The sequence below is a fragment of the Rhizorhabdus argentea genome (assembly GCF_037861105.1).
GTDB lineage: Bacteria > Pseudomonadota > Alphaproteobacteria > Sphingomonadales > Sphingomonadaceae > Rhizorhabdus > Rhizorhabdus argentea.
Genome location: NZ_JBANFK010000034.1, coordinates 1 through 25,449, shown reverse-complemented (window position 1 = coordinate 25,449; position 25,449 = coordinate 1). Strand labels below are relative to the sequence as shown.

19 protein-coding genes and 1 pseudogene are annotated in these 25,449 nt (G+C 58.2%); 16 read left to right on the top strand and 4 right to left on the bottom strand.

The genetic code is table 11. The annotated features are described in order from the left end of the window. The 11 genes and pseudogenes from AAC645_RS19295 to AAC645_RS19245 all read left to right on the top strand — a co-directional run. A pseudogene (locus AAC645_RS19295) lies at positions 1-144 on the top strand (UDP-glucose 6-dehydrogenase); the annotation flags it as partial. A 447-nt stretch (positions 145-591) separates the two neighbouring features. Continuing rightward, positions 592-1,320 (top strand): metallophosphoesterase, encoded by a 729-nt coding sequence (locus tag AAC645_RS19290; RefSeq protein WP_340318207.1) that lies wholly within the window; start codon positions 592-594, stop codon positions 1,318-1,320. A 287-nt stretch (positions 1,321-1,607) separates the two neighbouring features. Next, entirely contained in the window at positions 1,608-1,736 is a 129-nt protein-coding gene (locus AAC645_RS19285) for a hypothetical protein (RefSeq protein ID WP_340318206.1), read from the top strand. A gap of 104 nt (positions 1,737-1,840) precedes the next feature. After that, a complete protein-coding gene (locus tag AAC645_RS19280; protein ID WP_340318205.1) occupies positions 1,841-2,824 on the top strand; it encodes a glycosyltransferase in 984 nt (327 codons plus the stop codon). Between the two features lie 732 nt (positions 2,825-3,556). Continuing rightward, positions 3,557-5,908, top strand: a complete 2,352-nt coding sequence (locus AAC645_RS19275; RefSeq protein WP_340318204.1) for a family 16 glycosylhydrolase — start codon at positions 3,557-3,559, stop codon at positions 5,906-5,908. A 136-nt stretch (positions 5,909-6,044) separates the two neighbouring features. Next, positions 6,045-7,409, top strand: a complete 1,365-nt coding sequence (locus tag AAC645_RS19270; RefSeq protein WP_340318203.1) for a lipopolysaccharide biosynthesis protein — start codon at positions 6,045-6,047, stop codon at positions 7,407-7,409. Then, a complete protein-coding gene (locus tag AAC645_RS19265; RefSeq protein ID WP_340318202.1) occupies positions 7,406-8,599 on the top strand; it encodes a glycosyltransferase family protein in 1,194 nt (397 codons plus the stop codon). The genes AAC645_RS19270 and AAC645_RS19265 overlap by 4 nt, the downstream gene beginning before the upstream one ends. Then, positions 8,596-9,804: an acyltransferase family protein gene (locus tag AAC645_RS19260; RefSeq protein WP_340318201.1), complete on the top strand. Its 1,209-nt coding sequence runs from the start codon at positions 8,596-8,598 to the stop codon at positions 9,802-9,804. The genes AAC645_RS19265 and AAC645_RS19260 overlap by 4 nt, the downstream gene beginning before the upstream one ends. Then, positions 9,804-11,105 carry a hypothetical protein gene (locus tag AAC645_RS19255; RefSeq protein ID WP_340318200.1) on the top strand — a complete coding sequence of 434 codons (1,302 nt, stop codon included), beginning with the start codon at positions 9,804-9,806 and terminating at the stop codon, positions 11,103-11,105. The genes AAC645_RS19260 and AAC645_RS19255 overlap by 1 nt, the downstream gene beginning before the upstream one ends. A 251-nt stretch (positions 11,106-11,356) precedes the next feature. Beyond that, on the top strand, positions 11,357-12,184 hold the full coding sequence (locus AAC645_RS19250) for an alginate lyase family protein (RefSeq protein ID WP_340318199.1): 828 nt from the start codon (positions 11,357-11,359) through the stop codon (positions 12,182-12,184). 79 nt (positions 12,185-12,263) lie between these two features. Next, positions 12,264-13,580: a Gfo/Idh/MocA family protein gene (locus AAC645_RS19245; protein ID WP_340318198.1), complete on the top strand. Its 1,317-nt coding sequence runs from the start codon at positions 12,264-12,266 to the stop codon at positions 13,578-13,580. Between the two features lie 521 nt (positions 13,581-14,101). Here AAC645_RS19245 and AAC645_RS19240 read toward each other — a convergent pair. Both AAC645_RS19240 and AAC645_RS19235 read right to left on the bottom strand, forming a co-directional pair. Beyond that, positions 14,102-15,571: a heparinase II/III-family protein gene (locus AAC645_RS19240; protein ID WP_340318197.1), complete on the bottom strand. Its 1,470-nt coding sequence runs from the start codon at positions 15,569-15,571 to the stop codon at positions 14,102-14,104. A 258-nt stretch (positions 15,572-15,829) separates the two neighbouring features. After that, on the bottom strand, positions 15,830-16,921 hold the full coding sequence (locus tag AAC645_RS19235; RefSeq protein ID WP_340318196.1) for an acyltransferase family protein: 1,092 nt from the start codon (positions 16,919-16,921) through the stop codon (positions 15,830-15,832). A gap of 30 nt (positions 16,922-16,951) precedes the next feature. On the opposite strand from AAC645_RS19235, the gene AAC645_RS19230 reads away from it, so the two are divergent. Continuing rightward, entirely contained in the window at positions 16,952-17,197 is a 246-nt protein-coding gene (locus AAC645_RS19230) for a hypothetical protein (RefSeq protein WP_340318195.1), read from the top strand. A gap of 51 nt (positions 17,198-17,248) precedes the next feature. Here AAC645_RS19230 and AAC645_RS19225 read toward each other — a convergent pair whose 3' ends face one another. Both AAC645_RS19225 and AAC645_RS19220 read right to left on the bottom strand, forming a co-directional pair. Then, positions 17,249-18,952 carry a GMC family oxidoreductase gene (locus AAC645_RS19225; RefSeq protein WP_340318194.1) on the bottom strand — a complete coding sequence of 568 codons (1,704 nt, stop codon included), beginning with the start codon at positions 18,950-18,952 and terminating at the stop codon, positions 17,249-17,251. Position 18,953: 1 nt separating this feature from the next. After that, positions 18,954-19,817 carry an aldo/keto reductase gene (locus AAC645_RS19220; protein ID WP_340318193.1) on the bottom strand — a complete coding sequence of 288 codons (864 nt, stop codon included), beginning with the start codon at positions 19,815-19,817 and terminating at the stop codon, positions 18,954-18,956. A gap of 430 nt (positions 19,818-20,247) precedes the next feature. Between AAC645_RS19220 and AAC645_RS19215 the strand changes: the two genes are divergently transcribed. Genes AAC645_RS19215 through AAC645_RS19200 form a run of 4 tightly spaced genes read left to right on the top strand, consistent with a single transcriptional unit; the run spans position 20,248 to position 25,034 of the window. Continuing rightward, positions 20,248-20,502 (top strand): acyl carrier protein, encoded by a 255-nt coding sequence (locus AAC645_RS19215; protein ID WP_340318192.1) that lies wholly within the window; start codon positions 20,248-20,250, stop codon positions 20,500-20,502. 39 nt (positions 20,503-20,541) lie between these two features. Beyond that, on the top strand, positions 20,542-22,458 hold the full coding sequence (locus AAC645_RS19210; RefSeq protein ID WP_340318191.1) for an HAD-IIIC family phosphatase: 1,917 nt from the start codon (positions 20,542-20,544) through the stop codon (positions 22,456-22,458). A 3-nt stretch (positions 22,459-22,461) separates the two neighbouring features. Further along, positions 22,462-23,898 carry an MBOAT family O-acyltransferase gene (locus AAC645_RS19205; protein ID WP_340318190.1) on the top strand — a complete coding sequence of 479 codons (1,437 nt, stop codon included), beginning with the start codon at positions 22,462-22,464 and terminating at the stop codon, positions 23,896-23,898. Then, positions 23,811-25,034 carry a hypothetical protein gene (locus AAC645_RS19200; RefSeq protein WP_340318189.1) on the top strand — a complete coding sequence of 408 codons (1,224 nt, stop codon included), beginning with the start codon at positions 23,811-23,813 and terminating at the stop codon, positions 25,032-25,034. The genes AAC645_RS19205 and AAC645_RS19200 overlap by 88 nt, the downstream gene beginning before the upstream one ends. Positions 25,035-25,449 lie beyond the last annotated feature (415 nt).

The window sequence follows — 25,449 nt, the reverse complement described above, 5'->3', positions numbered from 1 at the left end:
GAATGGAACGAGTTCCGCGCGCTCGACCTGGAGCGGGTGAAGCGGCTGCTCAAGAGCCCGACGATCGTCGATCTGCGCAACATCTATCGCCCGGACCAGATGCAGGCGGCGGGCTTCGCCTATACGTCGATCGGGCGGAGCTAAGGGGCAGAACGGGCCAGCCGAACACGGGACACCGTATAGGAGGCGCCGTGGGTCGGCCACAGATCCACGGCGGTTGTAGCGTCGCGACTTCCCATAGCGTGCGCTGTGATCCCAGAGCGGCTTGCTGGCGTGGCTGCTTGGAAGCGGAGATTACATTCGTGGTCGGCGAGCGCCGATCACGAAGAACCACCCCGCGCACGAAAGGATGATCGCGGCGGCGCTGCCCTCCATGGTTCGGATGGAATAGTCTTGCATGGCATGAGCATCTGTCTGCGCGCGGCAGCAAGGTGACGGATAGCATCTGCCACATCGGACACCACGACATTCGCTGTTGAACATGCACTTGGCTCGAACCCAACATCTGTTAAATCGGGTCTCCACAGCTGGGATGGGGTAAAGAACACGTTCAGATTTAAGCGAAGGCGCTTTTTTCAGCAGGACCGGCGGGTGCAGACCGCCAAGGGTGAGCGGATCTATGCGATCGGTGACATCCATGGCCGTTATGATCTGCTCCGCCGTTTGCTGCTTCAGATCAAGGCGCATCACTTAAGCCTGCCGCGCGCCGAGAGGGTGCGCATCATGGTGCTCGGCGACTTCGTAGATCGCGGCCCCGACTCCGCGCGCGTACTCAAGTTGCTGTTCGGGATAAGCCGCCGTACGGACATTTTGGTTTGTTTGTTGGGCAATCACGAGGATTTGATGCTTGATGCGCTTGCCGGCATGGAGCGTGCGCAGAGCGCGTGGTTGCGACTTGGCGGAGATGCCACACTTCAAAGCTTCGGCATCACTCCTGATATGTTAGGTGCTGTGGATCCTCGTGCCGCCGCGGCTTTGATGCGCTCGGCTATCACGCAGCCTGCCATCGACTGGATGCGGACGCGACCGCTGATGATGCGATCGGGCAATTATATATTCTGCCATGCAGGACTGCGACCGGGCACCCCTATTTTGCAGCAAACGCGCGAGGATTTGCTATGGATCAGAGGCGACTTCCTGGAGAGCACGGAGCGTTTCGAAGGGTCGGTTGTGGTGCACGGACACAGCATTTCAGCCGAAGTCGAGCAACTCGAAAACCGGATCGGGATCGACACCGGCGCCTACAGGACCGGAGTGCTTACGGCGCTCTATCTGGAAGGCCGTGAACGGGCGATCATATCAACCGGCATCCCTAGTTAGCCAGTCCATGCCGGCAGATCTCGCCAACTTCTACTGCGTGGGCGAATGAGCCCGCATATCATTGTGGCGAGATGGACAGAACTAACGTGTTGGCCGTTATGACCGCCTCTCCGGCAGTTGGGCGACGAGGCAGGAGAAAGGCCACACATCGAACGCGATTATTGACTGAACGCTACGATCTTCGCATGGCCAAGCCGGCCAAATGCTCTACCGGCGACCATGCCGATCAGACATTGCCGTGCCGTACTCCATCAGAGAGGGACGGGTCGCATTCCTGGAAAGTCCATATGAGCAGAAAGCCTAAGATCCTGTGGCTCAGTCGCCATCTCCCGGTCCCCCTCGAAACCGGCGACCGTATCTATACCGCTCGCCTGGTGGAGGCTCTCGCCCTGGCAGGTGCGGACGTCCATTTCTAGGATTGGCCAATCCTGAGGCCCCTGCGCTTGGCTCGGAAGAGCTCGACTCTAGGGTGCAATGGGAAGTTGTCCCAGGAAATACGCGCAGCCAGCTTCGGGCGCTGTTGAGCAGTGAGCCTGTGGTGGGTGCCCGCTTTGGCATTCCCGCGTTCGCTCGCCGGATCGAAGACTGCCTGGCATCGAGCAACTATGACGCCGTGGTGGTCGATCAGCATGGCATGGCGTGGTCGCTTCCGCTGATTCAGCGCATTCCTGCCGCCCGCCGCCCGGCAATCGTACACATCGCTCATGATTTCGAAACCGAGGTGTCTCACAGCATCGCCGCATCCTATCGCGGCAATCCCCTGCGCAAGCTCGCCCTGCACCTTAACGCCCGCCGCACCGCCGCGGCCGAGCGACGGCTTGCCGCCAGCGCTGCGCTGATCGTTACGCTGACATCGAAAGACCGCGACCTGTTCAGGAGCATTGGCGCGAAGCGATCCTTTCTGGTCTTGCCGCCGGGCTATGACGGCTTGCGCCGGGCAGAGCGTCAACTGACGGCAGCATCACCTCGCCGCGTCGCCATCGTTGGCTCATACAGCTGGACGGCCAAGCAGATAAACCTCGCAACGTTCCTGGCCGACGCGGATGCCATCTTTGCACAGGCCGGAATCGAGCTGTGCATCGTCGGCAGTGCGCCCAAGGCGTTTCAGGCGCGCTTCGAAGGTCAGCTTGTGGCGAGCAGGTTCCTGGGCTTTGTCGACGATCTTGGCCGATTTCTTGATACCTGCCGCCTTGGGCTTGTGGTGGAGACGATTGGTGGCGGCTTTAAACTGAAGGTTCTTGACTATGTGCTGACGCGGACGCCGGTGGCGGCCCTGGGACCGGCTCTTGACGGACAGGCTCCGGAGGTCATCGAGCACTTCATCATCAAGCCCGATGCCGAGGCGCTTGCACGCGCTATAGTAGATGCAATCGATGACATTGAGCAGCTCAATTCGATGCAGAACAGTGCTTATCAAGCTGCTGTCCCGCTATATGACTGGCGAGAAAAAGGAAGAGATCTCCTGCACGCGATTGAAGCTCTCACACAAAGGGCCGTTGAGTAATTCCAGCTCGAGATTTTTTCTCTCAGGGGGCTGCGCAATCACCGACAAGCGCATCCTGATGGTTCGATGCGGCACCGTTCGAACCGGGCGTGCACGAAAAGGTCGACATAGCTGGCCTCGCCGCCGCCGAAACGGCACCACTTCCGCGCGCCCGGGTCGATACGGCCGGTCGGCGCTGCGTGACGAGATCCAGGTGGCGACCGGCATTATCGCGGGCGGGCGAGGGTAGCCGCCGACAGGGGCTGCCTCGCCGGCACTCAGGTGGCGATGGAAGTGCCCTATGCCTTGGCCGCCGGCGGCAAAGGCGGCGCAAACGGGCTCCCTGGGCTTGGCCAGACCATATCGTTCCATAAGGATGTCAAGCGAGTGTCCGTGCTGTGATGGAAGGCCCAATCGCAACATCGGCCGACAATCCGCACGGACGCTTCTCTACCTCACGCATCGCGATATATCGGCCGCTCGACCTGTTAAGCGGGCGCCTGGGCTGGTTACGGTAACGTTCCACTTCCGCCGACGCGTATCCAATGGCAGGTACAGTCACATTCTCCCATCGAAACCGCCAACTGCTCCTTCGGTGAGCATCTCCCCACCGGGCGGGAAACGAGTCGCCGATCACGTGTGAAGACACAACCGCTAACAGGTTATTCACCAAATCCGAGTACCTTGGCGTTACTACGTCAATACACCCCTGATTGACGACTATGCGTGCATAGATCTGCATCTCAGTCCGGGATGAGTGAGGGTTTTGTAATGGTAGCGTCTTATTTGAATTACTCGAAGGTCACACTAAACGCGAGTCAGTGGGGGCCCGGCACCTTCAACGCCACGAGCGCGTCGCTAAATGTCACGGGGACGGCCGCAAATGAGACCCTTTTTGACGTAGCTTCTGGCGGCGCCCGGCTCAGCGGAGGCAAAGGTGACGACGTATATTATGTCACTAGCCAAAGCACCTCCGTCATTGAAACCGCGGGCTCTGGTATCGATACCGTAAAGGCCTATGTAAATTACAGCCTTCCCACAAATGTTGAAAACATCACTGCGGCTGGGAAAGATATTACCGTCAGCGGAAATTCTCTGGATAATCTAGTTGTTGTTACCGGCACGCGTGATGTCGCTTATGGTGGAACTGGTAACGACGTTCTAGTTAACTCCGGCGCGGCTGGTCAACGCTTTGCCTTCGCGGCGGGTGATGGCCGCGACGTGATCGTTGGCTTCTCAACAGGAAGCGGTGCTGGAACGGCGCATGATTTCGTTCAGCTGAAAGGCTACAGCCTTACTGATTTCGCCAGCATCCAATCGCATCTTACTCAGGTCGGCGCGGATGTGTTGCTCAGCACATCGACGACCGACTCGATTCTTTTTACAAATCACAAGCTCGCCGATTTCTCCGCAGACGACTTCCTGACCGGCATCGACATGTCAAAGATGAAGCTTACTTTCTCGGACGAGTTTAACGGCCTGAGCTTGTATGACTCCAAGGCCGGCACCGGCACTTGGAAGACGAATTTTGCTTCCGGGACGCAGGACAGCACCACCAACGGCTACACCAGCCGTACGCTGCAGCAAAACCACGAACAGCAAATCTACGTCGATCCGTCCCTCGCTGGCACCGGCACCAAGCCGCTGAACATCAATCCGTTTTCGGTGAACAACGGCGTCCTGAGCATCACGGCTGCCAAGGCCGATTCTTCAGTGCAATCTGCTTTGTGGGGCTATCAATATACCTCCGGTTTGCTGACGACGGAGAAGACATTCTCGCAGCAATACGGTTACTTCGAAATCCGCGCCGACCTGCCCACCGGGCAGGGCATGTGGCCGGCATTCTGGCTTCTGCCGACCAACGGGACCAAGCCTGCTGAACTCGATGTCTTCGAGAATGTAAACGGCGAGGACCGGGTATATCAGACGGTCCATAGCGGATCGACCGGCACTGCAATGCAGGATGCGTTCGCAACGGCTGTGTCCGGCCTCACGGCAGGATTCCACACCTATGGCATGAATTGGAGCGCGGAAACGATCACCTGGTATGTGGATGGCCAAGCCGTTGGGCAGATCGCGACCCCATCCGACATGCACTCGCCTATGTATCTGCTCATCGACCTCGCTGTCGGCGGTGACTGGGCTGGGAATGCAGACGCAAGCTTTGCATCCGATTCGCTGAAGGTCGACTATGTTCACGCCTATAGCACCGCCAACACAATGGCGTCGCAACCTGTCGCGCAGCCGGTCGCCGCGCCTGCCGCGCTTTCCACGACCACGACCACGACCGCCAGCGCAGCGCCTACGAATCCCGACGAAGTGCATTCAAGCTCCGACTATAGCCTGAACGCGAAGGCGCATACGCTGGTGCTGACGGGAACTGCGGACAAGGGCACCGGGAACAATCTCGATAATCTTGTGGTCGGAAACGACACGGTAAATCACCTCACGGGAGGAGCCGGCAACGACACACTCCGTGGCGCCGGCGGCAACGATGTTTTGGACGGGGGGGCGGGGAACGACATTCTCAACGGTGGCAGCGGTTCCGACTCTATGACCGGCGGAAACGGAAATGATATTTTCATCGTCGATAATTCGGGTGACACCGTGGTCGAGTGGACCACCACAGCCGGCGGTATCGATACAGTGGTAAGCTCCATTAGCTTCCAGTTGCCCACCAATGTCGAAAACCTGGCCTTGACGGGCAGCGCCAACCTCAACGGCACTGGTAACAAGGCCGATAACAATATCGTTGGCAACGACGGCAGCAACATCTTGAATGGCTCCGACGGAAACGACGTGATAAACGGCGGAGCGGGAAAAGACACGCTCTACGGCGGTTGGGGCAACGACGTTTTTATATTCCACGCCGGCGAAGCTGCTGGTGACCGCATAATGGACTTCGAGAGTTCCGATCGACTGGTATTTGAAGGCTATGGGCAGGGCGCTTTTGCGACGGTTTCCGGCGAGCAGCTGACGATACATTACGCAGGAGGTACAGAAACGATCGAGGTGCATGGCTATGCGATGTCTGATGCAAGCCATTGGGCGTTCGGACCGTCCACAATGGAGGCTTCCGAACTGGCCCGCGCTGCGGTATACTGATTTACGGCTGGGCTCACACTACGCTCCTGGGCCAGCGGTAATCAGGGGATCACACCTTGTCGAACCTATGGTGCACCTGCTAACAGCGGCACATATTCGCGGTTCTCCGAGCTGAGCTCGACGACAGGGGTGGTCCATGGTCAGTATCGACGCTTGCCTGGAACGCCTGTTACGCCGTCTGCCATTGGGGTCGCGCCTCGTCGCGCTGCAAAACCGTTTAGCTTCGTTCATCGAACAGGGCATTCAGGGCGTTGCCAATGTTCTCGTCAATGTCATCCTCGCCCGCAGCCTGACCCACCGCGATTTTGCGACAATCGGGATGATGCTGGGCATCCATTATTTCGTAATTGGCATGCATCGGTCCGCAGTGGTGCTGCCATTCATCCTCGACGCCTCCAGCGATGAGCGCGCGGCCGCCAGCGCTGAGGGACGGTGGTGGTGGTTCAATCTGCTTTCTGTGGCTGCAATAGCGTGCCTGCTCGCACTGGCGACCCTCGTGACGATGCTGATCGCGCCGGGCCCTGAAAGGGCTTGGTTTCGCGATGCCCTTTCGCTCAGCATCATCGTCACGCCCGCCTTGATCCTGTTCGAGTTTGGACGCCGCATTCTCTACCAACGGCGGCTCCCGGTCACCGCCGCGGTCGCTTCGTTGGCGTATTTGGTGCTCAACCTGGGGATCGCGTTTCTCGACACCCGTAGCAATGCGACGCCGGCAAGCGGGGCTATGGCGTGGGTTGGGGCTGGGCTCGGCGGTGCCATGATTGCGACGATCGCTGCACCACCAGGACGACCGGTGTTCGGTGCCGGTCTGCGGGTGTGGTGGGCGAACCGCCATTTTGCCTTCTGGCAAGCACTGACCAACTTTCCATATGCGGTCTACAACAGCTCGGTTGCGGTGATCGTGGGCATTTTTGGCGGCGCTCCTGCCGTTGCCGCCTTTACTGCGGCACGCACACTTACCAACCCGGCGATCAGCATGGTAACTGCGGTCGACTCGCTCGACAAACCGCGTGCTGCGCGCTCGCTCGCGTCTGGGGGCATTCCGGGGCTACGCCGATCCATCGGCCGCACCCGGCGGTTGCTCGCCCTTATCACGGGCCTCTATCTCGGCGCCATCATCCTGTTCACCGGTCCGGTAATGCACCTGGCATTCGGAGATGTGTATGCCAACCAGGTCAACGAAATCAGGGTTCTCGCGCTTGCATTCTTCATGATTTGCATGAATCAGCCATCGGAAACCAAGTTGATCGTTCTGCGCGCAAGCAAACTCCTGCTCGTCACTCGGCTCGTCGCAGCAACGTTCGCAATCGCGTCTCTCGCCGTAGGAAGCAAATACGGCTTGATGGGATCGTGCTTGGCGCTGCTCTCCACACATGTTGTCAATCTTTCGGGCCTGCGCCTCGGTGAGTGGGTGGCGGAACGTCGATGGCTCCGCGCCGACGTCGAGGCAGGTCGACCCACCGCATCCTCGGAAGCCGTAGGCGAGAAGGTCTCTTCGTGATCGGCCTCAATTCCGACATCCGGACGGAATCCCCCCCAATGCCACGCAAGGTTTTGTACTTCGGGTTCGACGCGGCACACACCTCAGTCCGCCGGCGCATGCGGCAAATTGATGAGGTGACGCAGCTCGTGGGCCTCACATTCCGCCGGACCCGCTACAACAGCGACTATGTGCCCGAGTGGGACAATATCGATCTGGGGTTGCTGAAGGACGGCCATTATGCGGAGCGAATGCTCGTCATGATCGGCGCGTTTCGTAAGATCGTTGCGAACAAGGCACGGCTGCAGGACGCAGACCTCGTAATCGCTCGAAATCTTGATCTGCTGGCGCTGGCACAGCTTGCGCGGAGCGTAGGGGTGTTCAAGGCACCCATCGTCTATGACGTCTTCGATGTGCGCAGCGTGCTGCTGAAGCAATCGTCCCAGGCGTGGGCGATGCGATTGGCGGAGCGGCGGATGCTCGCGCGCTGCGCCCTCCTGGTGGTCAGCTCACCGGGCTTTCTCGAGGATTATTTTCGTCCCTATCTTGGCTATAGCGGACCGAGTCTTTTCCTTGAGAACAAGGTCGATCTAGACATTTTGCCAGATGATCCCGAGATTCATGCGGCATGGCGCGCCACCGATCGGGCGCGCCGAGGCCCGAAGGACAACAGCTTTGTTCTCGGCTGGGTTGGAGCTTTGCGATGCGCCCGATCGGCCGAGATGCTGTGTGCAGTTGCCCGCGCGCTTCCTTGGCTGACCATCCGGATCTCCGGAAAGGCCACCTATTGCTCATCCGAACGCTTCGTGGCCCAGTTCAAGGGGTTGCCGAATATCCACTACACCGGAGAATATTGGTTCCCGACAGGGTTGTATGACGTTTATCGGGATATAGATCTCAACTGGGACTTTGATCTCTCGAAACATGGTGTCAGTGGGCAATGGCTCCTGCCCAACCGTCTGTATGAAGGCGGGTATTTTGGCGTACCGCATCTCGCGGAGAGCGGATCGCAAACCGGCGCTTATGTTGAACAAACGGGGATAGGCTGGACGACACCAGCCGAAATACCCGCAATTATCGATTTTCTATCCGCTGTCCGCGAGCGCTACGCTCCCGTCAAACAGCGCTGCATCGATTTAATGGACACGCATTTCCATTATCGAGGGGACATCGTTGATATATTCGAACTAGCCCGCACCGGTTTGAGATGAGCGATACTGTGACCTTGCCGGCGATAAGGTCGAGGCCGTGGATCGCCAGACGAACGAGCGCCCCAGTGGGTCGTTTGGACTCTATACAATACCTGCGCGCGGTCGCTGTGCTTATGGTAGCGTTCTATCACTTGACGGTGCTATTCCGAGAACCGCATGCAGCTCGATGGGCCATACCGGGGCCACTATATTTCGGATATGCCGGCGTTGATCTATTTTTCCTTATCAGCGGTTTCATCATTGCCTATGTCGTGCGCTCAGATTTCGTCGATGTACGCGTCTTTGCCCTAAAGCGCATGTTCCGGATACTCCCGCTGTACTGGTTAGTCACTACGGTAATTCTGATAATGAGTCTCCTGAGTCCGGCGCATATCGCAATTCGCGCAAACTCGTTCGGACGGTTCTTGCTAGATTCCTATCTTCTTCTTCCCACCCCAGAGCGTCCCTTGCTAGGCGTGGGCTGGACGCTGCAGCACGAATTTCAATTTTATGCGCTCGTCGCTCTGCTTCTGCTACTTGGGGGAAAGCGCTTTTTGGTCCCGGCACTCCTGGCCATTTTTGCGGCTGCCGTCGTGCTGAGAGTCTTCGTCGATCCTCGTGCGGAGCTTTTCTGGGACTGGAAGCTTCTCTCTCTCTACAGTTTCGAATTCGCCCTCGGTGTCATTTGCTATCAGATAAATACCAGTTGGGAGATTCGTGGTGGGTGGGTGCTGATAATGATCGGCATCATCGGCTTTATCGGCACGAGCGCAGTGATAACGCCCCTGATGGGGCACGAACGCGAGGTTTCGGTCGTAGCGAAGGGCCCATTTGGCCTCGGCCGGTGTGTTGGATTCGGCTTGGCGAGCTTCGCTATCTTGATTGGTACGCTTAATTTAAGGTTTAAAGATAGCGAAGGATTCCGCGGGATCCGGCGCGGATTGCTAGAGATTGGCAACGCATCGTTTGTTATATATCTTACCCATAACTTGGTGATTCAGCTAATAGCAACCGTGAGTCGCAAACTGCCCCAGACCACGCCCTTTATCATCGCCTTCATTTTGGCGACAGTTCTGATGATTGCAACTGTCGGTATCGTGATTCACCGTAGGCTTGAAAAGCCAATGCTGCAGTTTTTCGAGACGTGGGTAATACCACGTATAGCTGGTCGCGAGTTGGCAAAAACGCCCAGTCAACCGCGCGTCGCCCTTAAGGATGAATTTTGATGGTTAGTTTGGTTCCACCTGCCGAACGCGTCCTTTCTAACCCAACCGTGCTATCTCGGACGACGCCTGCTCAACCGCCGACAATTTCTGCGGAGGATAAATCAGAGCGCTTTGTGCTACGCACAATCACAGCAACATTAGTCGTGGCCGTTGTGACCCAGAAGGTGGCCATACCGATCGTCCCGGGCAAGATTGCGCTGCAAATTACGCTGCTGATACAATATGGCATGATCCTGGCATTGCTGCTTGGTGGCCGCATAAAGCTGAGCCTGGGCAAACTGGCGCTGTTCTTGACGTTCTCTAGCGCGGCGGTCCTAGTTCACATTCTTCAGGCGAAAGAAGACTTTTCGCTACCATCATTAGTGTATGTGATATTAATATATTCTACGTATATCTATGTTGTTCCGATTAGGCAGGAAACATTTACGCGATATTTGATGAATTTTCAGATAGTTGCGGTTTGCGCCTGTATCATGGTCTTTATGGATTGGGCGTGTCAATTTGCTCACTTAGGCATGCCAAGCATAGAGTACTTCATCCCAAAATCTTTTATATTTTTTAACTATGTTTATATCCAGCCACTTGAATGGGGCGCACGATATCTGAAGCCGAACGGATTTTTCTTCCTTGAGACATCATATGTATCGCAGTTCATAGCTTTTGGCTTGATTATCGAAATCTGCCTGTTCCAGCGCATCCGCTTTCTCGGCGCCCTAGCCCTCGGACAGGTCTGCTCGTTCGGCGGTACGGGTATGACGTTGGTACTGCTATCTATACCTGTGGTTTTATTCTACTTCCGGCTAAAGCTGCTCCCGCTTATCCTCATCGCAGCTCCAATCGCAGGCATTACTGCGATCCAGATCGGCCTCGTTGACAATATCATAATGCGATCGCAGGAATTCAGCCAAGAAGGATCTAGCGGAAATCAGCGGTTCACAGTTCAGGCGGAACGCGTCGCCGAAGTCTTACGAGGCGATACACGGGATGCCCTCATCGGTATAGGGGCGGGCCAGATGCCTCAATATCTGAACATGATGTGGACACCCGTGTCCAAGGTTCTGGTGGAATATGGGGTAATAGTCTACGCTTTGTTTTGGACGTTTCTGTTGTTTTGCATGTTCGGGCGCGGAGTTCCTTTTGTGATTTCATGGATGGCGCTCATGCAATATGTGTTTTTAAACGGCTCTTTTCTGGTGCCGATAAATTCGTTCTACAATGTGATGCTCGCGGCACTGCTCATAGTAAGGAAGCCAAAGCCCCCCTCAGCTTCATACTCGGGATCTGAAGCCGCTTTAGGATGATGGGCCGCGTGGGTTTCTTGTTGGCCGCCGTACTCGCTGGAGCTTTCCCAACCAGTGGGCTGCGCGCGGGCCGGTTCCATACGCCATTTTATACACCGCCTGCCGGTCTGGCAGACCCTGCAGCGATCTGCTCACAGCCGCCGAGTCCAGTCGTCCGGCTCGATCTTCCAATTGCCTATGTGCCAGGTGACGCCAGCTACTCTCATATAGACCCTGTGCGTGCCGGTATCCGCAATACTGCAATGCGGCCGTTGACCGCCTTCAGCGCAGGTGTGTCGGACTTCGCCATCAAGTATGTCCGTAGCGGAGGTGCAGACCGGCGCAGCGGCACCTGCGCCCTGCGGTGGCTGAGCTTTTGGGCCAAGGCGCGGGCGATGACGCAGATGCCCGATCATAATGCGCAGTTCAGGCGGAGCGTTCAGCTCTCAGGTTGGGCAATCGATTATGCAATGGTGCGCAACATAACCTTCAAGGAGGATGACCCGAAACCAATGATCGAGCGCTGGTTCGCGGAAATGGCTGCCGACCTACGCGTGCACACTGACCAGATCACGAATGCCACAGCACGCAACAATCATCGCTATTGGGCAGGATTGGCGGCCATGGCTGTCGCGATGAATACCGGAGACCAGTCTCTTGCCCAGTGGGCGCTTGCGTCAGCCCGGATTGGCCTCGATCAGGTCGACAGTGTTGGCGCGCTGCCACTCGAGCTCCGTCGAGCGGCGATGGCGCGGCACTATCACCTCTATGCGGCGGCACCGCTAGTTATGACAATCGAGATCGCCGCAGCGAACGGCACGGATCTGTCATCATATAACGATGGGGCGCTGCACAGGCTGGTGGCCTTTGCGATTAGCTCCATCAGCTCACCGAGCTTGATAAGTTCCCTTTCGGGAGCTCCCCAGCAGGCCTTCGTCAACAGCAATGGTAGGTATAACACGCAAGATGTGGCATGGTTCGAGTTCTATAATCGGCGCTTTCCGGATCGCCTACCAGACGGTGCCGGCGTGCTCGCCAATCGTCCTTTGGTCAATATAGAGCTAGGCGGTGATCTCACCCTGCTGGCGGCCAAGCGCTGATCTGCCACTAACACATTGCGCCGCCGCAATGCTGAGTTATTAACAAACGTACGTTCCTTGCAGAGCGAATAACGAGGCAATGACCATGAAAATTGCGTTTGTAGGCTGTGGGTTCGTGTTCGACATCTACATGCGGACGCTTTGGGCGCATCCGGAAATTGAGGTCTGTGGTATTTATGACATCAATTCGGCACGCGCCGATATTGTCGGCAAGCATTATAGCTTCCACGTCTATCCCGACTACGAAACCCTGCTCGCGGACCCGCGAGTCGATATCGTCGTCAATCTCACCAACATCGGCGCCCACTATGGTGTAACGAAGCAGGCGCTCCAGGCTGCAAAGCACGTCTATTCGGAAAAGCCACTGACCACAGACGTCGCCGAATTGCGCGAGCTTTTCGCACTTGCGGCGGAACGAGGTGTGGTTTTTACCGGGGCACCCTGCAACGTGTTCAGCGACTCCGTTAGCACCATGTGGAAGGCTGTGCGCGATGGCGCGATCGGCAAGCCAGTACTCGTCTATGCTGAGCTCGACGACAACCCCGTCCATCTGATGAACACTGAGAATGTTCGCAGTCCGACCGGCGCGCCTTGGCCGCTAGTGGAGGAATTGCAAGAAGGCTGCACATTCGAGCATGTCGGCTATCACCTGGTGTGGATTTGCGCGATGTTCGGCCCGGCCACTTCCGTTACCGCCTTTTCGAAATCGCTTGTGGATCACAAGACCCATCTACCGCTTGATCCTGCCGACACCCCCGATTATTCGGTCGCCTGCCTAAATTTTGCGAGCGGCGTCGCGGCACGTGTGACATGCAGCTTCGTTGCACCGCGTGATCATCGGATGCGGATCATCGGCGAGGAGGGTGAACTGACCGGGGATAGCTATCGCCATTATCAGGCGCCGGTGTTTCTCGAGCGTTTCTCGACCGTCAGCCTCAGCGCGCGCAAGCTGCAGAGCGTTCGCGCGCAGCCTTGGCTCGGCCGGCGCTTTGGCGTGGGCGGCCGTCAGCTTAAACTGCTTCGTCAATGGAAAAGCCACGCCGTCGAGGCAGAGCGCGGCGGGCGGCGGTCACTCAAGCAGAGGTTCGTGGGCTGGCTCCGGCGTCGCGAGATATACGCACAGGACAAGATGGTCGGTATCGCTGAAATGATCCGCGCAATCCAGGATAGCCGGCCTCAGCCACTTTCTCCCGACTTTCTGATGCACGTCAACGAGTTGACGCTGCTGATCCAGCGTGCAGGTCCGATGGGTATCGCAACCGTACCGACCACCAGCTTTGCCCCGCTCGCACCCCTGCCTGAAGTGAAGGATGCCACTCCCAATTTCCGCAGGAGTTATCGTCCGCACCTCATCGAGCGGTTGTTCGGAACAACAGTCGACAAGTTACATCGTTAGGGATCCGTCCAAGGATCATCACGGCCCGTCTGCAGGCGATATCGGCTTTGGCCTCACAGGTGCGAATGGCGGTGTAGGTGGTTCTGTCTCGATTGCCCTCGCGCCATTCGACCTGGGTCGAGATGTTGGTAATGAGCTGCTCTGGTGAGGCGTTGGCGTACAGCGGGCGGGCACCGAAAAGGATAGGGAGCTGCTCAGCCGGTCTCAGTCGCTCCGTGAGCGCCGCGTCCTTGCCTCGAATATCGCTGGGCTTTGCTGCTGCGGCCGGGAGCCACGCCAAGACACGAAGTACACCGGTACGGTGTCCTTATCTCTCCAGACGAGCGCGCTGTCCGAGCAGGTTGCTGGCCATGGAAAGGTGGATCATGGCTTGCGACAGCGGCACGCCCGAGACGGTCCGCCCGCACTTTCGCCTTGCCAATCCCAAAAATGGGATCGTGAGGACCAGCGAGCAATCGTGAATGGTGGCGCCGAAGCGTGAGATCGATCGGCAAGGAACACCGCCCAAATGGAACGTCGGTTCAGCCCCAGCGGATTGTGGTTGTCGCCTGGTCCGCACGGGGTCGCACCACGATTTCATGAGCTGGAAAATGCTCATTATAACGGCATGTCCAACTGCTCGCGCCAAAGGTCAGCGACGCATCCGCAACAGTGATCCGGACGCTCGATCCTGCGCGGGTGAGCGTCACAGAGTCATCCTCGCTAGCACTCACCCTCCATTCACTGGGCACCAGGAAGCGGGTGAGGCGTTCACCTTCGCCGCGCTCCCAGCGGTCGCGAAGGGTCAGCATGGCACCCGACAGGGTCACCTTGCGTGAAACTTTCACGCCAGCAAAGTGGAGCGAGCCGGCTGCGCGCTGAACGCCGTCCACTTGCTCGGCCATCTCGAGCTTTGCGGCGGCGCGGCGACCCACCTTGAACGAGCCAAGATACTCGACCGGCGCACCGCCGGTGATTGCGGGTCCATTGTGCTGATCCCAGCTTCGGTCTCGCGCGCGTTCCTGGCCCGCAGAATAGTTGCTGGTGCCCGGATCGACCAGCAGCCGCTCTGCCCCGATGGTCAGCTCTATGCTGAGGAAGTCGGGATGGCCGTGGCCTGGATTGGCGTTCGGGCCGATCGGCCCTGCATCAAATAATGCGACCGCGCCACCGTCTGCAAAACGTACATATCCGGCATCGGGGAGCACCACAAAGCCAGGCGATGCGCTGCCGGGCAAGATAGCCGCTGTCGCCGGCGTCTCACCAAACCAGCCGTCGTTGAACATCGCGGGCATCCCATCACCCAGCGTCATCGCCGCGAGAGCCCATTCGACCGATGCAAGACGGCGGTCGAGCAGGGAGCGTTGCTCTGGCGTGAAGATATCGATCTCTCGCAGCACGCGCTGGCTCTGTACGACAAGAGCTTGGTACATTGGGGAGCGCTCCAGTTGCACGCCATCGTTGCCGATCGTATCCCCAACCACATGATCGAAGTGGGCCAGGATAGCTTGGCCAACGGCAACGGGCGTGTTCCGAGCAGCGAGCGCATATAGAGCCAGCGCCGACAGATTGCGCTCAAGATGGTTGAAGCCCAATTCAGTCTCGAGATTTTGCAGCAGGTACGCGACATTGCGGCGCAGGAACCGATCGACGATCATTCGATCAGGGCTGTCTGCCAGCGGGGCCGGCAAGCGGATCAATGATGCGCTAAGCGCCAATATCCTTTGTGAGACAGGATAGCTGTTCCACAGATCTCCAAAATCGCTTGGCCGGCTGAAGGTGGAGACGGTCAGAAAGCTTTCGCAGAGCCGGGCCGCCAACGCGAGGCCTCGTGCAGGATCGGCATCCATTGCCGTACAGAGATATCCCATGAAGGACAGATTGGCGCGCCATAGCTGATATCTTCCATCATCCATGTCGACATACCAGTTGACCCGATCAGCGCCGCCGAAAGCATGCGTGCGGTTCAGGAACGTGAACGTGCCGTCGAAGCATTGGGGCACGTTCTTCATATGTTTCGCTGCAAAAAACATTGCGACGGTCTCGGCAGCGCGGCTCGCGGCTTCGCTCGGCATGACCTGGACCGATGGCAATGCTTCTGCCGCACGGTCGAGCGCCGCAACGAACGCTTTTGAGCGTAACGGCACGATGCGGTCCCGTAAACGACGGCGTACGTGCCCGATCAGCGCGTGCGGCGGTAGATATGCTGCCGCCCGTGCGGCGATACGGATGCTCTTAAGCGAGGGCAAGATCGTCTCCGGTGTTCAAGGTCAGGCAACAGGCACGGCCGCGGCGCCCGTCACCGCGGGATGCGAAGCAAGCGGCACCAGCTGCTGGCGGAACCAGCGGACCGTCGGCTTCTCGACGAGGAGATGGAACGCAATTCCTATTCCGGCGATGATGACATACAGCCCGAGCAATGCAAGGCAGTGAACCGGAAACGCCTGCACGTCGAGCCGGCGATAGAAAAGCGTGGCCCCCTTGATGACGAAGGGGTGTACAAGGTACATTGCGTAGCTCGCCTCGCCGAGTAACATCAACCAGCGCCAGCCGATCGTTCGCTGCCCCTTTTCGAGCAGCAGTGCCGAAGCGACCACTCCGCAGGCGGGCACACCCCACTTGACCTCGCGCGGGGCGTCTGGCCATCCATAGTCTCCGTAGACCAGCGCTGCGAGCGAGGCCGCCCCGAACATCAGTAGCAGCGCCGTGGCACGGCCACTGATCTGCCGCGTGCCCAACCGGCGATAAACCACATTCATCCACATGCCGATTACAAATTCCAACATCAGCGGGCTGGTATATGTCGTGCCGATAGCGTCGCTTGGTACGAGCAGGAAGCCAATCAACGTCAGGGTGACGAATGCCCCGCTTACCGAAAGCAGGCGCGTGATTTCGGACCGGATAAGAAGTGCGGCTGCGAATACGATGTAAAAAAAGACCTCAAAATTCAGCGTCCAACCCATGAAAAGAACAGGATGAATTTCACCGCCACCATTATAATAGGGAACAAATGTCAGAGATTTGGCGAGCATCACCAAATCAGGTTGACCACCAGAGCCGGACAACGCCGGATGCACTTGAGAAATTGCAAAAAGCATCAGCGTCAAAAGCCAGTACAATGGCAATATTCTAATAGCGCGCTTGGCAAGAAAACGACGGGGCGCACCTATGTCGGAACGCCTGCTGACGTGCACAATGATAAATCCGCTTATAAGGAAGAATACATCCACTCCAGCATTACCAAAGTCGAAGGAAAGAATCTCCCCAATCGGTGTCATCAAACGGGCATGATAAAAAACCACCATAGAGGCAGCCACCGCGCGGAGCACCTGTACGTTGATCACGCTGCCCGTTTGTTCCATTGGGAGCCCCCTTCTTTAGGCGAATTAGGCGTGCATTCCTCGATCAGAGTTGAACGCCTGGAGCGCTTAACATTTTATGCGCTGGCCCATCGCCACGATCTGGCGCTCAATTCGGCGCCCGCTGCTTTCCGCCATAGTGGCGCAAACAACCGAGCTCTCACCGCCATACAGAAGCCTGATGAAAAAATGCCGATCATATCCGTCCGGTCGCTCGGTCATCTCGAACCGCCAATCGGTGCATCTTTCATCGCCCACCTTCCCATCAACAACAGCTAACTGATGTGCCATAGCACTGAGAGTCGGAGTGGCCTAGGTTGTCGTTTACGATTACCCGCGGAAAGCCGAACGCTCGCGCGAGGACGCCTCTGCGATGTGCCTGGCGAGGCGCAGGGACAGGGCAATCAATGTCAACGTAGGGTTGGCGAAACTCGACGTACTGAATGCGGCAGCGCCGGCGATATAAACACCTTTGGTACCGAATAACTCGCCATTCGCGTCACACACTCCTTCAGCATCGCTGTCAGCCATCCGCGCGGTTCCTATGTGGTGACCGCCGACCGGGATTTTGCGCGTCATCGCAACCTCGTAATCTGCATCCGAGAACTCCAGTTGAGCGGTCCGGCTTTTGGCGAAGCCCGCATGCAACGTTTTCAGCCCTTCCACCAGGCGGTGATGGTCTGCTTCGGTCGTGCGCCAATCTACGCGGATGCGCGGTATACCATGCGCATCCCGCTCATGACCAAGCGTCACGCGGCTATCCGGATTCGGTTCCTGCTCTGCATTGACGTCGAGCGGGTACAATCCGCGTGGATCCTGAAGAACCACTGAGGGCAGTTTACGCCGTGCGAATGTACGTCGGCGCGCAAAATCAAGCGAGAAGGCAAGCAGCTTGGGCCCGCCTAACACCATGTTGCGCATATGTGCGGCCCAGAAAGCAACAGGCGACTCTCCTCGCTCGAGCCGCTTTTGGTCCTCGAGCGACGTCAGCTTACGCGCATATTCCGGGACGATGCGGCTTTTGACGAGATACATCGCCGACAGCACGGGATGGCGATGACCCGGGTCGACGATGTTGGCATGATTTGGCCGTAGTACCAAACCCGCCAGCTTTTTTGAACGTTGGGTGTCGGGCGAAAGCCAGATATAGCGTCGGCAATAAATTCCCTCCGGCGACCGCTGATAATCCATTCGCACTGTGTCGGCCGGCTTGGCGAATCGGACTTGACCGATCTCTCCCTCCAGATGGCATTGGTAGAAGCGACCCACCAGATCACGCTCATTGCCAAGGCCACAGCTGCGCGCTTCGGTCGAAGCCAGCAGCAGGCGCGGCGTTTCCAGCCCTCCGGCGGCGACGATGACGCGCGCGCCGTTGACGGTCACACGCTTGTCGCCGGGTGCGACGATCCGGACACCCTTAGCGGCATTACCATCGACATTCGTCAGAATTTGCTCAACCGGCGCATTAATCAGAACGCGAATGCCTGGTGCGGCTTGCAGCTTGCCGCGGTACCGCGCACCAAAATGCAAGGGGAGGCTAAATCGCTCGATACGGTCGAGTATGATATCCGGCGAATCTATGCCGGCGACCATCGGTCCAGGTTCACCGGGAAGCGCACCTGCAGCGTCGAATATTGGCGGCCCGGCGTCAGCATAATCGAGGGCACGTTCGTAAAAGGGCGCAACATCTTGATATTTTAGTGGCCAATGCCCGTGTGCAATCCATGGGCGGTCCTCGAAATCGATGGGGTCGAACGGGATACAGCGCCCGCCCCATACGGAGGTTGAGCCGCCCAATATGCGCCTACGGAACATATGCACCGGCCCGTGGCTTTCTGGAGCGACAGACTCTGCGCGATAATACTCCTGGCTTGCGGCACTGAACGTCTCGCTGCCGGCCTCCACGAGGACGATCGATAGCCCCGCCGTGGAGAGTTCCAGGGCTAGGACGATGCCCGCTGCACCCGCGCCGATGATCACGACGTCGGCGTCAAGCTGGGCTGGTAGCGGCGCTTTGGTGAGATCGATTATCATCTCAAATCTTTGCTTTCGCGAACATTGCGGCGAGCGCAGTGAGATGCTGAGTGGAGGTCGTGCCAATGAGCGCGCTCGTCACCAACGGGTGATCGGTGGACCCGCGGACGGCATCGACGGCGGTCACCCCGGGTTGCAAACGGATTACCTCGCGGGCGAGCACCAATATGCCGCGCTCGCGGATCGCGCATGCGGTCTCGTCGTCAAGGTCAGCGATCACATTCCAGGGCAGTTGGAGCAGGCTGAGGCCTGGCATCGTCAGCGCCGCCACAAGGCAGGCCTTGTCATCGCAAGAAACTCCGAAATGCCGCAGCTTGCCAGCTGCCTTGAGGGCAGCGAGCGCGGCGCCGACCGCGGGATCTGCCGCAACGGCAGCCGGCGGGCTATGTAGCAGAAGGCCATCAACGCGATCGGTTTCGAGCCGCTTGAGCGACGCCTCGAGGCTGGGTCTGAATGCCTCAGGCCGCCAGTCCTCACGCATCTCCGCCGCGCGCCGTGCGGTCACCGCGCTCCCCGATGCCTGCGCATTGCCAGCGCCGCCCTTGCGCGCGGCCAGGAGCGGCCGGAGCAGCGGCTTGAGCAAGCGCATCAGTTTCATCTTGCCGGAGAAGTCTTTACCGGTCTTGGTGACCAGGAACGCCAGCTCGCGCCGACCGCGCAAGGCAAGACCGATCTGCCGTTCGCTATCCCCCTGGCCATAGATGTTGGACGTGTCGATCGTCGTTACCCCCATCTCGATCGCGCGCGCTACCAAGGCACGGCTTTCGCTGAGCGACTGTGGATTGTTGAACGAGCCGATTCGCGCACAGCCCAGACCAAGCCGCGATAAACGCGGTTCTGCGCTAACATCGTTTCTGTCAGACATTGCATGTTCCCTGGCGCCCACGCCCTACTTGCGCTGCGGTGCAATATGATTCAACATAAAGTTGCCGTCAAAGTCGGCCGAATCCATCCGCGCCCGATCGCCGCGAGGCGATCGGAGCGCCGTCCTGTTGCAAATTGGTTATCCCGTACCGCATCCTACTCTCGATCGCTCCAGCGGGACATCATTCGCACCATGCCTGTCAAGTATGAAACATACGACGCTGAGGCGATCCATGCCAGGGCGAAAAGGCCACCGTTCGAGGCGGTTATAAACGGCGCTTCGCAGAAGTAACGTTCAAAAAGGATCGATTCGGACTTGATAAAATTGAGTCCCTATCTCTATATTAACTTGTCATTACTCGGCGAGATGTGGCAGTCTGGAGCCGAGGTTTGTAGCCGTGTGCACTTTGAGGTCCTGGGGGGCATCAGTAATGCGTAAACCATACATCTACGAAAAACTTACTGAGATATTTAGAGATATTTTCGATGACGAGGATATTGCCCTTTCAGATGAAACAACGGCTGTAGATGTTGATGGCTGGGATAGCCTCTCGAATATTCAGCTAATTTTGGCAGTAGAATCGGCGTTTCGGATCAGATTATCTGCGGCGCAGGTCGCTTCACTTGCCACGCTGGGCGATCTCGTCTCGATCATCGACGCCAAGATCGGACAGTCCGTTGCATGATCAGGCGACGCATCGCCAAACTATTATGGTCATTCATATATGAGCGTGGCCATTTTGCGGGATTTACTCTGGCTGCCGGCCGCGTCGGATTTCCGCGTGTCTTGCCAGAAGGTGATCGATAGCCAAGGCGATTGTGGTGATGCCATCAAGGCGATTGCGACGCAGAGGCTGACTGGACCACAACTCGCACGTCTCGCAACGCTGATTGCGCAGTTGCGAAAAGATGGTCGTTCGCTGACGCCGCTCGTCCCGTTCCGACTGGCCCTGATCGGCACCGGCACGCTCGACCTCATCGTACCCGCGCTGGTGGCAACTGGTGCACGCTACGGTTTCGCACTTGAATGCGTTACCGCGGGCTTCGGGCAAGCAGTGCAGGAGGCGTTGGATCCGAACTCGACGATCAACCGGGCGAAATGCGATGCCGTAGTTATCGCGCTCGATCACCGCGGGCTACCGCTCAAGGCCACCCTAGGCGATCCGAGGCTTGCCCTAGAGAGCGTTGAGGAGGCGCTTGGCATGATTCGGCAGATGGTGGCGGGCCTGCGCGAGCATGGCGGCGCGCATTGCATTGTCCAGACCGTAGCCGCGCCGCCCAAACCGCTGTTTGGCAGCCTCGATCGGTCGATGCCTGGCACGTTGCTGCACACGATCGAGGCATTCAACCGTGCGCTATGCGCCGAACCACAGGCTGCAGGCATCTCGCTGCTCGACATTGCGGGGCTGGCCGAGGCGGTCGGCTTTGCCGAATGGCATTCGCCTACCCATTGGAACATGGCAAAGCTCCCGTTTAGCGCCGATTTTGTACCTCTATATGCCGAACATGTGTGCCGTGTGGTCGGAGCCCTACGCGGCAAGAGCAAGCGCGTGCTGGTGCTCGACCTCGACAACACATTGTGGGGCGGGGTCATTGGCGATGACGGCATCGACGGCATCGTGCTCGGTCAGGGCCACGCCACCGGCGAGGCTTTCCATGCCGTTCAGCGGCTCGCATTGGCGCTGCGCGAGCGCGGCATTGTGCTGGCTGTATCTTCGAAGAATACTGATGAAATTGCCAGAGAGGTTTTCCGCAGCCACCCCGAGATGCTGCTGCGCGAGCATCATATCGCCATCTTCCAGGCGAATTGGGACGATAAGGCGACCAACATCAAGGCGATATCGGACCAATTGTCGCTGGGTCTCGATTCGATCGTATTCCTTGACGATAATCCGGTCGAACGCGGGCTGGTCCGACGGTTCCTGCCGCAGGTCGCGGTACCCGAACTGCCCGACGACCCGGCGCTCTACGCCCGGACGCTGGCCGCGGCGGGCTATTTTGAGGCGGTGACTTTCTCTGACGAGGACCGCAGCCGAGCCGATTATTATCAAGGTAGCTCATCGCGCGCGGCGCTTGGTCGGCAGGCTGGAAATGTCGCCGACTACCTGGCGGCACTCGACATGGAGGTTGATCTCCGACCGTTTGACGATGCCAATCGGGCGCGGATCGCGCAGCTAATTAACAAGTCCAACCAGTTCAACCTGACAACGCGACGCTACAGCGAGACGGATGTTCTGCGGCTCCAAGCGGATCCTGGGGTCTTCACGCTTCAGGTGCGATTGAAAGACCGCTTCGGTGACAACGGCATGATCAGTGTGGTCATTTGCCGTTTGGCGGGTCTTCGCAGATGGATGATCGACACATGGCTGATGAGCTGTCGAGTGCTGGGGCGCGGTGTCGAGCGCATGGTGCTTCGCCATCTCGTCGAGGAGGCGCGGCTTCGCGGGATAGACCTATTGATCGGCGAATATCTGCCAACGCCTCGCAACGCGCTGGTTAAAGACCATTATGCCGCACTCGGATTTGTGGCGGTCGAGCGGGAAGATGGCACGGTGCACTGGCAGCTGTCTACCGCGCTCGAGGTGGAGGCACCCTTTGTGCGCGTGACTTCCAGCCCATCGCCCATGCCGCTGGGAAACTGACAGATGAACGTCCCCTCTACGAACTTTCTTCTGTTCGCCGCTGTCGTGGCCACGCTCTTCAACCTTCACCGCGCACTGATCTGGCGGCAAGCAGTGCTACTGCTGGCCAACCTGCTCTTTCTAGCCAGCTTTGTCGGTCACCCCGCCGAACTGATTCCTTACGCCGCTTTTCTGGCGGCCGGGTTCGGCCTTGTCCAGCTCGTCCGCCGCGGCATACCGAGCGGACCATATGTGGCATCGATCCTGGTTGTGCTGTTCGCCTTCTTCTGGTTGAAGCAATATACTTTTCTGCCTTCCCACATATTCGTCACGTCGCCTTATCTGATCGTCGGGCTTTCCTATGTGTTCTTCCGTGTGCTGCACGTGGTGATCGACGCACGTTATCCCGAGAATGTGCCGCCGATGAATCTATTCGATTATCTGAACTTCACCCTGAACTTCACGGCGTTGTCCTCGGGGCCGATCCAGCGTTATGAGGATTATCGGCGTACCGCCATCGAGACGCCGCTTCCGCTCAAGGCAACGGACATCGGGCGGGCGCTCGAACGGATCGTCACCGGACTGTTCAAGATTCTCGTGTTGGCGGTCCTAGTCGGAATCGTGCAGCGCAAATTGGCGTATGAGCTGGTCGGCGACGCCTCCTGGGGGCAGCGGATCGGCCTTGGCATGGGACTCGCTGCGCTTTATCCAATCTATCTCTACTTCAACTTCTCAGGCTATACCGACTTCGTCATCGGCATTGCGCGCTTCCTGCGCATCGAGTTGCCCGAGAATTTCGATCGCCCCTTCACGGCGGCCAGCTTCATAGATTATTGGAATCGGTGGCATATTTCACTGTCGAATTGGCTGAAGACCTACGTCTATAGCCCGCTGACGATGACGATGATGCGCCGGGTCAAAAGTCCGAAACTGCTGCCCTACGTCGGTGCGCTCGCGCTGTTCGTGACGTTTTTTCTGATTGGCGCATGGCATGGCCGCACCACCAAATTTCTGTTCTTTGGACTGCTCAATGGGCTCGGCGTCGCGGTTAACCAGGCTTACCGCATCACGGCGACGAAATGGCTGGGCCGCAAGCGCTTCGGCGAACTCAGCGGATCGCCGGTCTACCTATTCGTCGGACGCGGTGTCACCTTCGCCTGGGTGTCGTTCACCTTATTGTGGTTTTGGTCGGATTGGCCCCGGCTGTCAGGCTTTGCCACCGCCGTGGGACCTTCTGGAATCGCCATCGGCTGGGTGCTGCTGCCAATGGTCGCGGCGATTGTCCTGGGCACGCTCATTCGCCTGCGCCAGATTGCGCAGACGCCGATCCGCGACGGGACATCGGTGCTCAACTCGCGCTACTTCCGTACCGCTTGCTTGTCGGCGATGTTTGTCCTCATCCTGCTGGTGCAAGGGGTGATGAACGCAGCACCGCCCGAAATCGTCTACAAGGAATTCTGATGGCAACCGTGTCTGATGGGCGCTGGTGGACGCTGCCCCGACGCGATCTGCTGCTCCTGCCGCTCATCGCTCTGGCCACGGCGATCCTGCTACTGGTGCCGGCCGAGCTCATCGTGCGCCAGCAGCATCCTGCGGTCTTGGTCGATACCTGCATCGTCGAGACGGCGACTACGTCGGTCGTAAACCATGGCAAGCCCAATTGTGTGTCGCAAACCAAGACGGCGGAGGGGCCATGGGTCACGAACAGATATAACGCCTGCGGCTATCGTTCCTCTGAGCCTTGTGGTGCAAAGCCAGCAGGATCGCTGCGGGTTGCGGTGGTCGGCAGCTCGACGGCGGCGGGTTTCCTGACCCCCTATGCCGACACGATGGCCGCGCGCTCGGCCAGGGCGCTAACGGTGCGATGCGGGCGACCCGTCGAATTCCAGAATCTGGGTGCGTATGGCAATATCGGCGAGCGGTTGGTGCTGAGTGCGAAAGAGGCGATGACGCTTTCGCCCGATGCGATGGTGGTCGCGATCGACCCGTTCGATTTCGATCCCTCGGGCGCCCTTGCTGATATTGGAGCGGCTCCCGGCCTCAAACGTAGCCTGCTGGCCCGAGTGCGTGAGCGCATTTCGGGTTCCAGCTTGCTCTACATGGAGTCCTATTATCTGCTGCGCGATGATGCCTCCTACCTTCCGCTCTATCTTGGCCTGGCTCATGGCGCTGATTTCATGCGGGTGCCGATGCCTCCGAAATGGCGCAAAAGCGTCGAAGCGTTCGATCATGCAATAGCCCAGGTCGCAGCGGTCGCCAGAGCCCGATCAGTTCCGGTGCTGGTCGTCTTCGTGCCGCAGCGGGCACAAGCGGTCTTGGCTTCGTCGCGTCGGCCCAATGCCCAGTTCGATCCTCGAGTCTTTCCCAAGCTGCTCGAGCGGATAGCGCACAGCTATGGCGTGGCGTTCGTCGACAGCACGTTGGAAATACCGAAGAACACGCCAAGCGCCGACATATTCTACGCCGTGAACAGCCACATAAATGGTCGTGGCCACGAGTTCGTCAGCCACGCCGTGATCCGCGCAATGACTGAATCGGGGATGACGAGCTTCGCAAAAAGGTGTGCGCCCGGCAGGCAAGGGCAAGCCCAGAGATGATCACCCGAACACTTTAGATAGTTGCATGTTCAGACATTCACCGCATCGGTTCGCTTTTATGTTTTCGCAAGGACATCATGTTCCATTCTGTCCAATCGCCAGCCGTGGCGATAGCCTGAATAGGCATATCGTCAGCGCCATCTAACGTCGGCTAAGTAGCATCATCGCGGATAATTCGTTAACCGCGGCATCGAGCATTTACATCGGCTGCGCCGCAAGTAATAGAAAGGCTAACAAACGAGCATTCGTGTGTCGTCGTCGGCGAATGGCCGATATTTTTTGTGCGGCTGCTCCGCACCGCTACTCCGGGGGAATCATTGATGCTAAACACGACTCCGGCCTTTGGCCTCGACAAACAGGGACTTGACGTCGACGCCCAGCTTCACTGGAACCTCGGAACCGCGCCGCTCGTCGA

Coding starts and splice junctions, on each gene's coding strand:
- AAC645_RS19285 (WP_340318206.1), top strand. CDS start 1,608: ATGAGCAGAAAGCCTAAGATCCTGTGGCTCAGTCGCCATCTCCCGGTC.
- AAC645_RS19275 (WP_340318204.1), top strand. CDS start 3,557: ATGAGTGAGGGTTTTGTAATGGTAGCGTCTTATTTGAATTACTCGAAG.
- AAC645_RS19270 (WP_340318203.1), top strand. CDS start 6,045: ATGGTCAGTATCGACGCTTGCCTGGAACGCCTGTTACGCCGTCTGCCA.
- AAC645_RS19260 (WP_340318201.1), top strand. CDS start 8,596: ATGAGCGATACTGTGACCTTGCCGGCGATAAGGTCGAGGCCGTGGATC.
- AAC645_RS19255 (WP_340318200.1), top strand. CDS start 9,804: ATGGTTAGTTTGGTTCCACCTGCCGAACGCGTCCTTTCTAACCCAACC.
- AAC645_RS19245 (WP_340318198.1), top strand. CDS start 12,264: ATGACCATGAAAATTGCGTTTGTAGGCTGTGGGTTCGTGTTCGACATC.
- AAC645_RS19240 (WP_340318197.1), bottom strand. CDS start 15,571: ATGAAGAACGTGCCCCAATGCTTCGACGGCACGTTCACGTTCCTGAAC.
- AAC645_RS19235 (WP_340318196.1), bottom strand. CDS start 16,921: ATGGAACAAACGGGCAGCGTGATCAACGTACAGGTGCTCCGCGCGGTG.
- AAC645_RS19225 (WP_340318194.1), bottom strand. CDS start 18,952: ATGATAATCGATCTCACCAAAGCGCCGCTACCAGCCCAGCTTGACGCC.
- AAC645_RS19220 (WP_340318193.1), bottom strand. CDS start 19,817: ATGTCTGACAGAAACGATGTTAGCGCAGAACCGCGTTTATCGCGGCTT.
- AAC645_RS19215 (WP_340318192.1), top strand. CDS start 20,248: ATGCGTAAACCATACATCTACGAAAAACTTACTGAGATATTTAGAGAT.
- AAC645_RS19210 (WP_340318191.1), top strand. CDS start 20,542: ATGAGCGTGGCCATTTTGCGGGATTTACTCTGGCTGCCGGCCGCGTCG.
- AAC645_RS19205 (WP_340318190.1), top strand. CDS start 22,462: ATGAACGTCCCCTCTACGAACTTTCTTCTGTTCGCCGCTGTCGTGGCC.